Source organism: Brevundimonas intermedia (assembly GCF_027922165.1).
Classification (GTDB): Bacteria; Pseudomonadota; Alphaproteobacteria; order Caulobacterales; family Caulobacteraceae; genus Brevundimonas; species Brevundimonas intermedia.
In genome coordinates, this window is sequence record NZ_BSFD01000002.1 from 532080 (window position 1) to 547154 (window position 15075).

At 66.1% G+C, this 15075-nt stretch carries 10 protein-coding genes; 5 read left to right on the forward strand and 5 right to left on the reverse strand.

All coding sequences use genetic code 11. The features are described 5' to 3' along the window. Positions 1 to 65: 65 nt before the first annotated feature. Positions 66 to 977, reverse strand: a complete 912-nt coding sequence (gene murB / locus PKE72_RS05270; protein WP_271164324.1) for a UDP-N-acetylmuramate dehydrogenase — start codon at positions 975 to 977, stop codon at positions 66 to 68. Positions 978 to 1149: 172 nt separating this feature from the next. Next, positions 1150 to 2562, reverse strand: coding sequence for a UDP-N-acetylmuramate--L-alanine ligase (gene murC, locus PKE72_RS05275; RefSeq protein WP_271164325.1), 1413 nt, complete (start codon positions 2560 to 2562; stop codon positions 1150 to 1152). Between the two features lie 169 nt (positions 2563 to 2731). Between murC and PKE72_RS05280 the strand changes: the two genes are divergently transcribed. Next, a complete protein-coding gene (locus PKE72_RS05280; protein ID WP_271164326.1) occupies positions 2732 to 4819 on the forward strand; it encodes a carbon starvation CstA family protein in 2088 nt (695 codons plus the stop codon). Continuing rightward, complete coding sequence (locus PKE72_RS05285) at positions 4812 to 5045, forward strand: YbdD/YjiX family protein (protein ID WP_373878068.1); 234 nt, start codon at positions 4812 to 4814, stop codon at positions 5043 to 5045. The genes PKE72_RS05280 and PKE72_RS05285 overlap by 8 nt, the downstream gene beginning before the upstream one ends. 63 nt (positions 5046 to 5108) lie before the next feature. Here the strand turns inward: PKE72_RS05285 and PKE72_RS05290 are convergent, their stop codons facing one another. Next, positions 5109 to 6386 (reverse strand): S41 family peptidase, encoded by a 1278-nt coding sequence (locus PKE72_RS05290; RefSeq protein WP_271164327.1) that lies wholly within the window; start codon positions 6384 to 6386, stop codon positions 5109 to 5111. 127 nt (positions 6387 to 6513) lie between these two features. On the opposite strand from PKE72_RS05290, the gene PKE72_RS05295 reads away from it, so the two are divergent. The 3 genes from PKE72_RS05295 to carB all read left to right on the forward strand — a co-directional run bounded on the left by PKE72_RS05295 (position 6514) and on the right by carB (position 10982). Further along, complete coding sequence (locus tag PKE72_RS05295; RefSeq protein WP_271164328.1) at positions 6514 to 7215, forward strand: HAD family hydrolase; 702 nt, start codon at positions 6514 to 6516, stop codon at positions 7213 to 7215. 67 nt (positions 7216 to 7282) lie between these two features. Continuing rightward, positions 7283 to 7657, forward strand: a complete 375-nt coding sequence (locus PKE72_RS05300; protein WP_271164329.1) for a ribonuclease E inhibitor RraB — start codon at positions 7283 to 7285, stop codon at positions 7655 to 7657. Positions 7658 to 7682: 25 nt separating this feature from the next. Next, complete coding sequence (gene carB / locus PKE72_RS05305) at positions 7683 to 10982, forward strand: carbamoyl-phosphate synthase large subunit (protein WP_271164330.1); 3300 nt, start codon at positions 7683 to 7685, stop codon at positions 10980 to 10982. A gap of 42 nt (positions 10983 to 11024) precedes the next feature. Here carB and PKE72_RS05310 read toward each other — a convergent pair whose 3' ends face one another. Next, complete coding sequence (locus PKE72_RS05310) at positions 11025 to 11888, reverse strand: restriction endonuclease (RefSeq protein WP_271164331.1); 864 nt, start codon at positions 11886 to 11888, stop codon at positions 11025 to 11027. Then, positions 11888 to 14971 (reverse strand): type ISP restriction/modification enzyme, encoded by a 3084-nt coding sequence (locus tag PKE72_RS05315; protein WP_271164332.1) that lies wholly within the window; start codon positions 14969 to 14971, stop codon positions 11888 to 11890. Before PKE72_RS05315 ends, PKE72_RS05310 begins: the two co-directional genes overlap by 1 nt. Between the last annotated feature and the right edge of the window lie 104 nt (positions 14972 to 15075).

Below are 15075 nucleotides of genomic sequence, written 5' to 3' on the forward strand. Positions count from 1 at the left end.
ATGTTTAACAGGCCGTCAACCTTATCGCCCGCGCGACGTGAAAATTGTGCGTCAAACTCCGGCGATCAGAGACGCCGGCCGATCCGCTTGATTTCCCAGTCCAGCTGAACGCCGGTCTTCAACAGGACATCGGCGCGGACCGTCTCGCCCAGGCCTTCGATGTCGGCGGCGGTGGCCTCGCCGGGGTTGATCATGAAGTTGGAGTGGAGGTCGCTGAACATGGCCCCTCCCCCCGTTTCGGCATGCAGCTTGCCGCGCCAGCCGGCCTCGTCGACCAGTTTCCACGACGAATGGCCGGGCGGGTTCTTGAAGGTCGAACCGCCGGTCTTTTCGCGGATCGGCTGGGTGGTTTCGCGGCGGCTGGTGATTTCGTCGATCCGGGCCTGGACGGCGGCGGGGACGTCGGGCGTTCCGCGATAGACGGCCTCGACCCAGATGATGTCGGCCGGCGCTTCGGAATGGCGATAGGTGTAGCCGAAGTCGGCCAGGGCGTAATCGACCCGCTCGCCTGCCCGCGTCAGGCCCCAGGCCGAAACCAGCACATCCTTGGTCTCCGATCCGTAGCACCCCGCGTTCATGGTCAGGGCGCCGCCCACGGTGCCCGGGATGCCGGCGTAGAACTCCAGCCCCGCCAGCCCCGCCTTGGCGCTCGCCTTGGCCACCATGGAATCCAGCGCGCCGGCGCCGGCCGTGATGGCGTCGCCGTCCGTCGTCACCTGCGCCCAGGGGCGCCCGGCCAAGCGGATGACCACCCCCTCGACCCCGCCGTCGCGGACGATGACGTTCGAGCCGACGCCCAGCACAGTCACGGGGACGGACGGGTCCAACGCCTTCAGAAAGTCGGCCAGGTCCTCGGCGTCCGCCGGAATGAACAGGGCCTCAGCCGTCCCGCCCACCCGGAACCAGGTGAAGGGCGCCAGGGGTTCGTCCCGCAGGAGCTTGCCGCGCACGGTGGGGAGGTTGTCACGCCAGGTCATCAGATCCTCATCTCTCACTTTCCTTCTCCCGTGGGGAGAAGGTGGCCCGCAGGGCCGGATGAGGGACCGCTGGTGGGCCAGCCCGCACCACCTTACCCCTCACCCTTTCGCGCCAGAACGACGGCTTCGCCGCCGTGCGCTCAAGCCCTCTCCCGACGGGAGAGGGTGATTATCACCCCAGCGCCTCCAGCTGCGCCGGCAGGCCATAGGCCCAGCTGGTGATGTCGCCGGCGCCCAGCAGCACGACCACGTCGCCCGGCCTGGCCTCTTCCTTGATCAGGCGCGGCAGGACGGCGGCGTTCTCCAGCGCCTGAACGTGGCGGTGGCCATAGCGGCGGATGCCGTCGGTCAGGGCGTGCTTGTCCACCCCCTCGATCGGCTGTTCCCCCGCCGGATAGACGTCCGCGACGATCACGCTGTCGGCGTCGGAAAAGGCGGTCGAGAAGTCGTCCATCAAATCGCGCAGCCGGGTGTAGCGATGCGGCTGGACCACGGCGATCACCCGCCCCTCCGCCACCTGGCGGGCGGCCTTCAGCACGGCGACGATCTCGACCGGATGGTGGCCGTAGTCGTCCACGATCCGCACCCCGCCGACCACGCCCGTGGTGGTGAAGCGCCGCTTCACTCCGCCGAAGCTCGCCAGACCCTCGCGGATCGCCTCGTCCGACACGTCCAGTTCGCGCGCCACGGCGATGGCGGCCAGGGCGTTGGAGACATTGTGCCAACCGGCCATCGGCAGGTGCACGCCCTTGATTGTATGTGTCTCGCCATTTTGGATCACGACGTCGAACCGGCAACCGTCCGGCCCCATCTCGACATTGTCCGCCCGCACCATGGCCTGGGGATTGGTCCCATAGGTGACCAGCCGACGGTTATCGATCGAGGCGACCAGCTTCTGCACCTCGGGATGGTCCAGGCAGACGGCGGCGAAGCCATAGAAGGGGATGTTCTCGACGAAATCGACGAAGGCCTTCCGCACCGCGTCGAAGTCGCCGTAGTGGTCCAGGTGTTCCGGGTCGATATTGGTCACGATCGCAACAGTGGACTTGAGGCGCAGGAAGCTGCCGTCGCTCTCGTCCGCCTCGACCACGATCCAGTCGCCGTCGCCGACCTTGGCGTTGGTGCCATAGGCGTTGATGATGCCGCCGTTGACCACCGTCGGGTCCAGACCGGCCGCGTCCAGCAGGGCCGCGACCATCGAGGTCGTCGTGGTCTTGCCGTGCGTGCCCCCGACCGCGATGGAGAATTGCAGCCGCATCAGTTCGGCCAGCATTTCGGCCCGGCGCACGAGGGGGATGCGGCGCTCGCGGGCGGCCTTCATCTCGGGATTGTCGGCCTTGACCGCCGTCGAATAGACCACAGCCGACGCGCCCTCGCTGACGTGAGCGGCGTCGTGCCCGATGAAGATCCGGGCGCCCAGTTTCTCCAGCCGTTCGGTATTGGCGCTGGCCTTGGCGTCCGAGCCCTGAACCGAATAGCCGATCTTCAGCATGATCTCGGCGATGCCGCTCATGCCTATGCCGCCGATGCCGACGAAATGGACGGGACCGAGGTCGAATGGGACGGGGCGAAGGCGAGCGATCATCCGATGCGCTTAGCAAGGGATTAAGCGGAATGCACGGGGGCGCGTGCATCCAAGTTTCGAACCTGGATGGACGGATGGCGTGTACGACTTTAGTCGATTGGCCTTAGGCTGGCCTATCGTGCAAACAGGCTGTGAAACCGTCAGCCGTTCGGTCGAGTAGGAGTCAGTTGTGGGCAAACTCAGCACCCCCTTAATCTTTGGCGTTATCGCCATCCTGGGGGCGGTGTCCCTCGGCGTCATCGCCCTACACCAGGGCGAAAGCATCAGCGCGGTTTGGATGGTGGTGGCGGCGGTCTGCACCTACGCCATCGCCTATCGTTTCTACAGCCGTTTCCTGGCCAACAAGGTCATGCAGCTGCAGCCCTCGCGCCCGACCCCGGCCGTGCGCCGCGACGACGGCCTCGACTATGTGCCGACGCCGCGCAACGTCCTGTTTGGCCACCACTTCGCCGCCATCGCCGGCGCGGGGCCGCTGGTCGGTCCGGTGCTGGCCGCCCAGATGGGCTATCTGCCCGGCGTGCTGTGGATCCTGGTCGGGGCGGTGCTGGCCGGCGCAGTTCAGGACATGATGGTACTGTTCATGTCCACCCGTCGCGACGGAAAGTCGCTGGGGGACATGATCCGCACCGAGATGGGCAATATCCCCGGCATCATCGCCCAGGTCGGCGTGCTGATGATCATGGTCATCATCCTGGCCGTTCTGGCCCTGGTCGTGGTCAAGGCTCTGGCCGAAAGCCCGTGGGGAACCTTCACCGTCGCCGCCACCATTCCCATCGCCATCTTCATGGGCCTGTACACCCGCTTCCTGCGGCCCGGCCGCGTGGGCGAGGTCTCGGTCATCGGCGTCGTCCTGCTGATCCTGGCCATCATCGGCGGCGGCCATGTTGCGGCTGACCCGTTCTGGGGTCCGGCCTTCACTCTGACCGGCCCGACCCTGGCCATACTGATGATGGTCTATGGCTTCATCGCCTCGGTCATTCCGGTCTGGCTGCTGCTGGCGCCGCGCGACTATCTGTCGACCTTCCTGAAGATCGGCGCGATCGTGGCCCTGGCCGTCGGCATATTGATCGTGCGTCCGCATTTGCAGATGCCGGCCATCACCCCCTTCATCGACGGCACCGGCCCGGTCTTCGCCGGCGCCCTGTTCCCCTTCCTGTTCATCACCATCGCCTGTGGCGCCGTGTCAGGCTTCCACGCCCTGATCTCGTCGGGCACCACACCCAAGCTGCTGGAGAACGAGAGCCAGATCCCGCTGATCGGCTATGGCGCCATGCTGTGCGAGAGCTTCGTCGCCGTCATGGCCCTGATCGCCGCGACGGTGCTGGACCCGGCCGTGTATTTCGCCATGAACAGCCCGGTCGCCATCATCGGCAATGACGCGGTCTCGGCCGCAGCCGCCGTGGCCCAGTGGGGCTTCCACATCACCCCCGGCGAGCTGGAGCAGCTGGCCCGCGACGTCGGCGAGAACTCCATCCTGTCGCGCGCGGGCGGCGCCCCGACCCTGGCGGTCGGCATGGCCCACATCCTGTCCAGCGTCATCGGCGGCAAGGCCATGATGGCCTTCTGGTATCACTTCGCCATCCTGTTCGAGGCCCTGTTCATCCTGACCACGGTCGACGCCGGCACCCGCGTCTGCCGCTTCATGATCCAGGATCTGCTTGGCGTCGCCGTGCCCAAGATGCGCGAGACCAAGTCCTGGGGCGCCAATGTCGTCGCCACAGCCCTGACGGTCGGCCTGTGGGGCTATTTCCTCTACACCGGCGTGGTCGATCCCCTGGGCGGCATCAACAGCCTGTGGCCCCTGTTCGGCATCGCCAACCAGATGCTGGCCGCCATCGCCCTGATCCTGGGCACGGTGGTTCTGTTCAAGATGAAGCGCGAGAAGTTCGCCTGGGTCATGGCCGTCCCGGCGACCTGGCTGCTGATCTGCACCCTGACGGCCGGCTTCCAGAAGCTGTTCCACCCCGAGGTCCGCATCGGCTTCCTGGCCCACGCCCGGAAGTATCAGGAGGCCCTGGGCGCCGGCGAACTGATCGCCCCGGCCAAGAGCGTCGGCGACATGCACCGCATCATCGTCAACGATTATGTCAACTCGACGCTGACGGCGGGCTTCCTGTTCGTGGTAATCACCATGGTCGTCTATGGCGTGCTGGCGTGCCGCAAGGCTTATCTGAACAACCGGCCGACCATGCGCGAATACCCCGAGGCGCACGACCTGACGGCGGCCGACGAAGCGGCGGATGTCGCCCGTGCCTAGTCCCTCGAACGAGGATTTGCTCTGCCTGTGCCGCGACACCGCCCTGCGGTGGGGTCGCGGCGTCAAGCGGACGGCGGGCGCCATGATCGGCCAGCCGGATTACGACGCCTATGTCCGCCACGCGGCGACGACCCATCCCGACCAGCCGCCGCTGGACAAGGTCGCCTTCTTCCGCCTGCACGAACAGCGTCGCTTCGGCGGCTCCGGCGCCTTCAAATGCTGCTGACTGATTTTTGAAATTCCGCTCATCCCGGCGAAAGCCGGGATGAGCGGATAGAGAAAACTTGGCCTAAAGCCCGCTGGGCTGATCCGCAGCCTGCACACGCTCGGCCTGCAGCGCGGCGATGGCCGCCTCCAGGGTCGGGTCTTCCCCCGCCCGGCGCTGGGCCACGGTGCGGGGGGCCTCAATGTCGGGGGTGACCCCGTGCTTCTCCAGCCGCACCCCGCCCGCCGTGACGAAATTGGCCCGGCTCAAAGTCAACCGCCCGCCGTCCGGCAATTCCGTTTCCTGGGCGATCAGCACCGAGCCTATGGTCTTTTCGCCCACGACAATCCCCCGCCGAGCCTCCTGCAAAGCCGCCGGGGTCAGCTCCGCCGCGCTGCGGCTGCCGCGGTCCACCAGAACAGCGACCTCGTTGGGCACAGGCTCACGCCGGTCGCCGCAATCGCCCGATGCGGTCAACGTCACCGCCCGCCCGGTCCGCCCCGTCTGGGTCGCCCAGACGCGATCGCGCGGCAGGAAACAGGTCAGAACAGACTCCGCCTCCGACAGGCGCCCGCCCGGATTGGCCCGCAGATCCAGGATAACGTCCACATCCGGCGGCAATCCGTCCAGCTCACCGCCCAGCCAGAGCCCCAAGCCCGGATCGAATTGTTCCACGGTGAGCACCAGCACACCGGGTCGCGACTTGTCCGCCGTAAATGGCTGCGGCCCGTCCATCAGGCGCGGAACCAGGGTCGTGTCGCGCCGCGCGCCCGTCTCATCGGTCAGGACCAGATGCACAGCCCGCCCGTCCTGCACGTCGACATCCGGCCCCCAGGGACGCCCATCGACGCTGTTCAGGGTCCAGCCAAGCTGCACACCCGCCTCCTGCGCCGGCGAGCCCTCGCGCACCCGCTCCACCGTCCAGACGTCGGGATCCTCGCCCCGCATCAGGGTCATGCCCATGACCGCGCGTCGCTCATACTGGGTGTCCTGACGGCGCACGGCCGCCGGCGGGCTGGCCCCGGCGTGACCGTCGTCCAACAGGTCCAGCATCTCGTTCAGCACCCGGTACAGGGCCCGGTCGTCGCCGGCCGCGACGGCCTGCGGTCGGAAGCGATCCCGCGCCGCACCCCAGTCCACCCCGTGCAGTTTGGGATCGTAATAGCCGCGTCGCACCTCGCTCCAGACCTTGTCGAACACCCGCTGGTTCATGCGGGCGCGATCTCGAGACGGCGCCATCTGCACGATGTCGGAAAAGCGGGTCCCGGTCGTCGCCTGGGGCGCGCTCGACGCCGATCCGGCCGCAAGCAGCAAGCTTAACGACAAGGCGCTGGAAACACTCAGGAAGCGACGACCGGACATGGGACGATCCTTGGCCGAACCCCGCTCGCCGCGCAAATCACGAAGAGTCGCGCGCGTCTTGTCTTCGCCACAGGCTCGGGCCAAGAGCCCCGCACCTGATTTGCGGACCGCGCCCCGGACGACCCCCATGCCCATCACCACAGTCGGTCTCGATGCCGACGACACCCTTTGGCACAACGAGACGATCTTTCGGTTGACCCACGCCCGGTTCGTCGACCTGCTGGACGACCACGGCGACGTGGCCACCATCGAGGCGCGCCTGGCCGAGACCGAGCAGCGCAACCTCCGCCTCTACGGCTACGGCGTGAAGGGCTTCACCCTGTCGATGATCGAAACGGCCATGGAGCTGTGCGAAGGCGGCGCCCCGCCCGAGGTCGTGCGCGAGATTCTGGCCGCCGGCCGTGAAATGCTGGCCCACCCGGTCGAGACCCTGCCCGGCGTGGACGAGGTCGTCGCCCAACTCTCCGAAAACTACCGCCTGGTCCTGATCACCAAGGGCGACCTGCTGGACCAGGAGCGCAAGCTGGCCGCGTCCGGCCTCGGCGACCGGTTCGCAGCGGTGGAGATCGTCTCCGAAAAGGACCGCGCCACCTACGACCGCGTCTTCGCCCGTCACGGCACGGGCGCGGCCGAGGCCGTCATGGCCGGCAATTCGATGAAGTCCGACGTCCTGCCCGCCATCGCCGCCGGCGCCTTCGGCGTCCACATCCCCTACCACGTCACCTGGGCCCACGAACTGGCCGACGCCCCGGTGAACGAGCCGCGCTACGTCTCCCTGTCCCGGATCGGCGAACTGCCGGACTGGATCGCGGCCATCGCTGACGCATAAGCTCTTGCCCCCCCGCCCCTCCCTCTCTAAACGGGCCGCTTAACCGACAACCCGACGCGAACTCCGCATGGCGACGCCCTGCGGCGGCTACGCGCGCGCAAACTACGAAGGATCAGGTCGCCCCTTGGACGCCTCGGACATCAGTCATGACGAACGCGACGCCATGGTGCGCGCGGCGCTGGCCGAGCAGGGCGACAGCGGCGTGACCCCGCGCCATACGCTGTTCTTCTTCCTCGGCGACGAAGACGCCCACGGCGATCTGTGCGAGGTGGCGCGACGCGCCGGCTTCATCGCGCGCGGCGACGGCGACATGACGATTCTCGAGACCACCATGGCCGTCGACGCGGAGAGTTTCGCTCCCGTCTCGTCCATGATGCAGACCTGGGCCGCGGCCTTCCAGCTGGAGTACGACGGCTGGGAATGCGCGGTCGTGACCCATTAGCGTTCAATAAGAAGAAGAGCTGGCGATGCCCAAGCGCACAGACATAAAGTCCATCCTCATCATCGGCGCCGGCCCGATCGTCATCGGTCAGGCGTGCGAGTTCGACTATTCCGGCGTCCAGGCGTGCAAGGCGCTGAAGGCCGAGGGGTACCGGGTCATCCTGGTCAACTCGAACCCCGCCACCATCATGACGGACCCCGAGGTGGCCGACGCCACCTATATCGAGCCGATCACGCCCGAGATGGTCGAGAAGATCATCGCCAAGGAACGCCCCGACGCCCTTCTGCCCACCATGGGCGGCCAGACGGCGCTGAACACCGCCCTGGCCCTGGACGCGTCCGGCGCGCTGAAGAAGTACGGCGTCGAGATGATCGGCGCGAAAGCCGAGGTCATCGACAAGGCCGAGGATCGCCAGAAATTCCGCGACGCCATGGACAAGCTGGGCCTTGAAAGCCCCCGTTCCAAGGCCGCCCACTCGATGGAAGAGGCGCTGGAAGGGCTGGAGTTCGTCGGCCTGCCCGCCGTCGTCCGCCCGTCCTTCACCCTGGCCGGCACCGGCGGCGGCATCGCCTTCAACCGCGAGGAGTTCGAGGAAATCGTCCTGCGCGGCCTCGACCTTTCGCCGACCACCGAAGTCCTGATCGAGGAATCGGTGCTGGGCTGGAAGGAATACGAGATGGAGGTCGTCCGCGACACGGCGGACAACTGCATCATCATCTGCTCGATCGAGAACATCGACCCGATGGGCGTCCACACCGGCGACTCCATCACCGTCGCCCCTGCGCTTACGCTGACCGACAAGGAATATCAGCGGATGCGGACCGGCTCGATCAACGTCCTGCGCGAGATCGGCGTCGAGACCGGCGGATCGAACGTCCAGTGGGCCATCAATCCGGCCGACGGCCGGATGGTGGTGATCGAGATGAACCCGCGCGTGTCGCGCTCGTCGGCGCTGGCGTCCAAGGCCACCGGCTTCCCCATCGCCAAGGTCGCGGCCCGTCTGGCGGTCGGCTACACCCTGGACGAACTGACCAACGACATCACCCAGGTCACGCCGGCGTCGTTCGAGCCGTCGATCGACTATGTCGTCACCAAGATCCCCCGCTTCGCCTTCGAGAAATATCCGGGCTCGGAGCCCCTGCTGGGCACCTCGATGAAGTCGGTGGGCGAGGTCATGGCCATCGGCCGCACCTTCCAGGAATCGATGCAGAAGGCCCTTCGCGGGCTTGAGACCGGCCTGTCCGGCTTCGACGAGATCGAGATCGAAGGCGTCGCCGATGTCGAGGACGCCGGCGCCGCCCGCGCCGCCGTGGTCCGCGCCCTGGGCATCCCGACGCCCGACCGCATCCGTGTCATCGCCCAGGCCTTCCGCCACGGCCTGACGGTGGAAGAGGTCAACGCCGCCTGTTCCTACGAGCCCTGGTTCCTGCGCCAGATCGCCGACATCGTGCGCGAGGAAGGCCATGTCCGGGTCAAGGGCCTGCCGACCGACCCGACGGAATTCCGCCGCCTGAAGGCCAAGGGCTTCTCCGACGCCCGCCTGGCCGCCCTGACGAACCAGACCGAAAAATCCGTCCGCGCCGCTCGTCGCGGCCTGAACGTCCGCCCGGTCTTCAAGCGGATCGACACCTGCGCGGCCGAGTTCGCCAGCGCCACCGCCTATATGTATTCGACCTATGAGACCGGCGCCCTGGGCCAGATCCCCGAGTGCGAGTCCGAGCCGACGAACAAGAAGAAGGCCATCATCCTAGGCGGCGGTCCGAACCGGATCGGCCAGGGGATCGAGTTCGACTACTGCTGCTGCCACGCGGCCTTCGCCTTCGACGACATCGGCGTCGAGTCGATCATGGTCAACTGCAACCCCGAGACCGTCTCGACCGACTACGACACCTCCGACCGCCTGTATTTCGAGCCGCTGACGGCCGAGGACGTGCTGGAGCTGATCGAGGTCGAGCGCTCCAACGGCGACCTGATCGGCTGCGTCGTCCAGTTCGGCGGCCAGACCCCGCTGAAGCTGGCCCACGCGCTGCAGGAGGATAATATCCCCGTCCTGGGCACCAGCGTCGACTCCATCGACCTGGCCGAGGACCGCGAGCGCTTCCAGCAGATGCTGGAGGCCATCGGCCTGAAACAGCCCCCCAACGGCCTGGCCCGCAGCGCCGAAGAGGCCGCTCAGAAGGCGGAAGAGGTCGGCTATCCGGTCGTGCTACGCCCCTCCTACGTCCTGGGCGGGCGCGGCATGATGATCGTCCACGACCGCGAGCAGCTGGACCGCTACGTCCACGAGGCCATGCGCGTCTCGGGCTCGGACCCCGTCCTGATCGACCACTATCTGAACCGCGCCACCGAGGTGGACGTGGACGCCCTGTGCGACGACGAGACGGTCTTCGTCGCCGGCGTGCTGGAACATATCGAGGAAGCCGGCGTCCACTCGGGCGACAGCGCCTGCTCCATGCCGCCCTGGTCCCTGTCGGCCGAGACGGTGGCCGAGCTCAAGCGCCAGACCACCGAAATGGCCAAGGCCCTGAAGGTGCGCGGCCTGATGAACGTGCAGTTCGCGATTGAAGAGCCGCACAGCGAGAACCCGCGCATCTTCGTGCTGGAAGTGAACCCGCGCGCGTCCCGCACGGCGCCCTTCGTGGCCAAGACCATCGGCCAGCCGATCGCCTCGATCGCCGCCAAGGTCATGGCCGGCGTGCCGCTGAAATCCTTCGGCCTGACGGACAAGCCCTATGACCATATCGCGGTCAAGGAAGCCGTCTTCCCCTTCGCCCGCTTCGCCGGGGTCGACACCATCCTGGGCCCGGAAATGCGCTCGACCGGCGAGGTCATGGGCCTGGACTGGAAGCGTGAGGGCGAGGCCGACATGGCCCCCGCCTTCGCCCGCGCCTTCGCCAAGTCCCAGATCGGCGGCGGCACCACCCTGCCCACCTCGGGCTGCGCCTTCGTATCGGTCAAGGAGGACGACAAGCCCTTCATCGTCGATGCGGTGAAGGCCCTGCTGTCCGAAGGCTTCTCCATCATCGCCACCGGCGGCACCCGCGATTACCTGGCGACCCAGGGCATCGAGGTCGGCCTGGTCAAAAAGGTGCTGGAAGGCCGCCCGCACATCGTCGACGCCATGAAGAACGGCGAGGTCCACCTGGTCTTCAACACCACCTCGGGCAAACAGTCGCTGCAGGACAGCTTCAGCCTGCGCCGCACCGCCCTGATGATGAAGATCCCCTACTACACCACCACCGCCGGCGCCCTCGCCGCCGCCCAGGCCATCGGCGCCATCAAGGCCGGCGACCTGGATGTCCGACCGATCCAGGACTACGGGTGATCAGGGGCCAGAGGGGCGTGCAGACGCCCCTCTGGCTGCGGTTCAGAAGGCGGCGAAGGCCGTCTCGTCCACGGTGACCTGTTCGACCATTTCCACGGTCACGCCCAGGCGCCGGTCCTTCAGCAAATCACACAGGGCGTCGCCGTCCACCAGGTCCATGGCGGGCGCGCCGTCGCGCGTGGCCTCGCGCCGCGCATCGGCGGTGAAGGTCCCGGTGGTGATGATCAGCCCCTTGTCGGTGCGCCCGACCATGGCGCCGCGAAAGTCGCGCACAGCCCCGGCGCCGACCGAGCCGGAATAGCGCTTGCACTGGAACAGGACGTGGAAGGACAGCAGGTTCACCCGCAGCACGCCCGTGCCGTCGATGCCGCCGTCGCCGGACTTGCCCGTCACCTCGACCTTGATGAAGCCGAACTCGCGCAACAGACGCTGGCACAGGCGTTCGAAGGCGGCGGGCTCCATCGCGAGCAGAAGGGCCATCAGACGGTCCTTCCAGTCGTCGGCGCCGACATCGGCGGGCACGGGGTCATCGTCCACGGCTGAGGCCGAGGCGGCGTTCGCCGCACGCTCGGCGGCGCCGAGCTTCTGAACGGCTTGTTTGATCCCGGCGACCTCAGCCTCGGTCATGGCGGCGCCCTTGGGCGTCAGGCTCCACACGCCCCGCTCGCTGTTCACAAGGGCGCCCATCTTTTTCAGATAGGAGCGCGCCCAGGCCATGCGATAGGCGACGGCGTTCTCCTGCCACTTGCCGTGGGTAACGGCCCGCACCTCGTCCGACAGGCCCATGTGGGTCGCGACGTCATCGACCATCTCCTCGATGGTCATAGACCGGCCCTTGGCCCGCAGCCGCTCCACGATGGGCCACATGAACAGGTGATAGGCGGGAACATCGTTGATCATGGCCATCAGGCGTCGATCTTCTTCTGGTCGCGCGCCGAGGCCGGCAGGGCGGACATGGCGTCGGTTATGGCTAGGGTTTGCAGGCTGACGGTCACGACCCGGGCCAGCAGGTCGATGACCGTCTCCTTGTAGTCGGCGAAACGGTAGGTGTTGAACGTCTCGCGGATAGTCGGGTCCTTGGGCGTCTTTTCCTTGTGCTGGTCCAGCACCCAGTCGATGGCCGAACGGTTGCCCAGGCGATAGCGCCAAGCCTCGGTCGGAATGCCCGACAGCTGGGTGTCGGCGTCCAGCACGACGACGCCCTTGTCCGGATCGGACTTCAGCTTGACCGCCGGGGTCGTGCCCTCGGCCCGTTTGGGATCGGGCGCGTCGGTGCGGGTCAGGGCGAAGGGTTCGACGGCCTCATAGCCGATGTGCAGGTCCAGCAGGGCCTGACCCCAGTCGCGCCAGCGGCGGAAGTCCGGATACAGGGGAATGCGCGGGAACTCGCGCTTCAGGTTCAGGGCGTAGGTCTCGCGGTACATGGGGTCGTGCAGCACCGCATAGACATAGGCGAAGATGTCGTCCTTGGTGATCGCGGCGGCCTTGCCGTAGCGGTCGGTGAACTGTTTCAGGGCCCAGTCGGTGATGTTGTCGAGGCGGTCGCCTTCTTTGTTATAGCGGAACCGGGACGTGCATATCGCGGCGGCCGCTGCGCCGACAAGGTGGAGGTCCGGCACGCCATCAACCGACAGGGCCATCCAAGGCTTCTGGGCGAAGGGATCGGTGAAGATCAGAGTGAGATTTGGCCCGCGTCCGAACATCGAAGGCAGTTGGTAGGTCATCCCGTTGAAGTGGGGATCGAAGTACAGCCACCGCTTGACGAAGGGGCGATAGGCCGCCCGGATGACGGCCTTGTCGTTGAAGGCTTTCGTGACACCGCTGCCTAAATAGCGTGTCAGTTCACGATCCCACTTGATCGCCTCTCGGCCTGCGAAGCCGGGGTCCTTGCGGGTCGCTTCGTAGACAGCGACCATCTGCTGCGCTTTGGCCGTCAGGGCGTCTTTGCTGATGTCGTAGGCCCACTCGTCTCTCTGGGTCTTCAGACCATTCGATGCGAGCCTGAAGACTGCTTTGTGCTGTGCCGTCGTGCGGGCAAGTGACACGCCGGGATCAACCAACGGCAGCAAGCTTTCCCAATCGTTGTCGCTGCGGTCGAGCCAGTCGCTCTTCTTGTCCGGCTGGATCGTCTCCACGCCCAGATTGTTCAGTCCGCCGATGGACGAGATCGCCTGAAGTTTGTCCTCCGCCGTCTCCATCTCGGGCCGCCGCGCGTAGCGAATGACGGCCCCGCCCTTGTGGCCCTTCTTCTTGACCAGGAAGACCATGGCGACGCCGGTCTGGATGCCGAAGACATTGTGCTTGGTCCCCGACAGTTTGGGGTTGTCGCGCACGTCGCCGCCCAGGTCGAAGACCCAGATTTCCGCGAACTCGCGCGCGATCACCTTGCGGAACCCGTCGTAGGCGGCCTTGGCGAAGGGTTTGCGGCCGATGATGAAGGCGATGACGCCCTCGTCCTTCACCCGGTCCGAGGCCCAACGGACGAAGCGGGTGTACATGTCATAGACGCTGTTCTTGTTCTGGGCCGTGCCTTCCTTGATGTAGGTGGCGCTGATCCGCTGATCGACCCGATGATAGGGCCGATTGGCGTTGTTCTGATTATAGTTTTCCTGCCAGGCGTTGTAGGGCGGATTGCCGATGACGACGCTGATCTTGCGGCTGTTTTGACGCCGCACCCGCTCGGAATTCTCGTCTGAAATCGTGCCGAACAGGTCGTGCTGGTGGCCGGAATAGATACCCAGCGCCGCGACATTATCCAGCGTGTCCACGAAACAGAGGCCGGGGAATTCCTCATAGCTGCCGACGATGGCGGCATAGGTCGCCTCGATGTTCAGGTTGGCGACGTAATAGGGCAGGATCGCCACTTCGTTGGCGTAGAGCTCGGTCAGATATTTCCACGCCAGCTGTTCGGGACGGCCCCGGAAATGCTCCATCAGTTCCACGATGAAGGTGCCGGTGCCGGTCGCGGGATCAAGGATGGTGACGTCCCGGTCGATCAGCGACTTCTTGAAATGCTTCTCGCAGAGCCAGTCGGTCGACTCGATCATGAAGCGCACGATCTCGTTGGGCGTATAGACCACGCCCAGCTTGTCGGCGGCCTTGGGATTATAGACCTTGTAGAAGTTCTCGTAGATCGCCTTCAGGAAGCCCTGCTTTTCCGAATGGGAGCTGATCAGGGCGGCGGTCGAGCGGATCGCGGCGTAATAGGGTTCCAGCGCCGCCAGGGTCTGGCGTTTGACGTCGCCTTTCCAGAAGCTGGAATCCAGGGCGTGCAGGGCCTTGGCGACATTGTTCTCGTGGTGGAAGTCGTCATTGCCGAAGACGCGGGCGAAGATGTCCTCGGTCAGGATGTGCTGGATCAGCATTTCGCGCACATCGTCGGCCGTGACCGACGGATTGATCGCGGACTTGGCCTGTTTCAGGAAGGCGGCGGCGGCGGCCTTGAAGGTGTCGTTCGAGGCGTAGGCGTCGTCGATCCGCGCGCGTAGGGCGACCAGGACGGCGGGCAGGTCGGTCTTGAACTGGACGATGGCCTTGCGGAACTCGGCGATCTCGGGTCGCTGCCAGCCGAAGAACAGGTCCAGCAGGTGTTGCAGGCCGGCGCCGTCGTCGGTCTTGCAGCGCATGACCTCGGCGCCGTTCTGGATCAGGACGGCCTGGGTCGAATCCTCGAAGATGATGTTGGTGTTGGGATAGCCGCGGCGGAATTTCTTGGCGATCTCCTCGTCCAGATCGTCGTCGGCGTCCTTGGCCTCCCAATAGCCGAAGGGGACGCGCAGGTCGTGCATCAGGGCGCCGTCCACATAGTTGCGGACCTTGGCCGTGGTGACGATCTCATGCTCGGGGATGAAGACCAGGTTCTGGGACTTGCCCCATTTCTTCAGCAGGTCCTTGAAGGCCTCGCGCACCACGGATTCGCGCTGGGCTCCGGAAACGCGCTTCAGCGTCGCCAAATCGTTCAGATATTCCGTGATCAGCAATTGGCTCATTTCGTCCCCCGAGACCCCGCGACCTAAGCCCGCTTCGCCGTCTGATTGCAACGCGTGAACGGCTCAATCCACCGCCTTGCCGATCAGACGGCATCCTCTAAGGT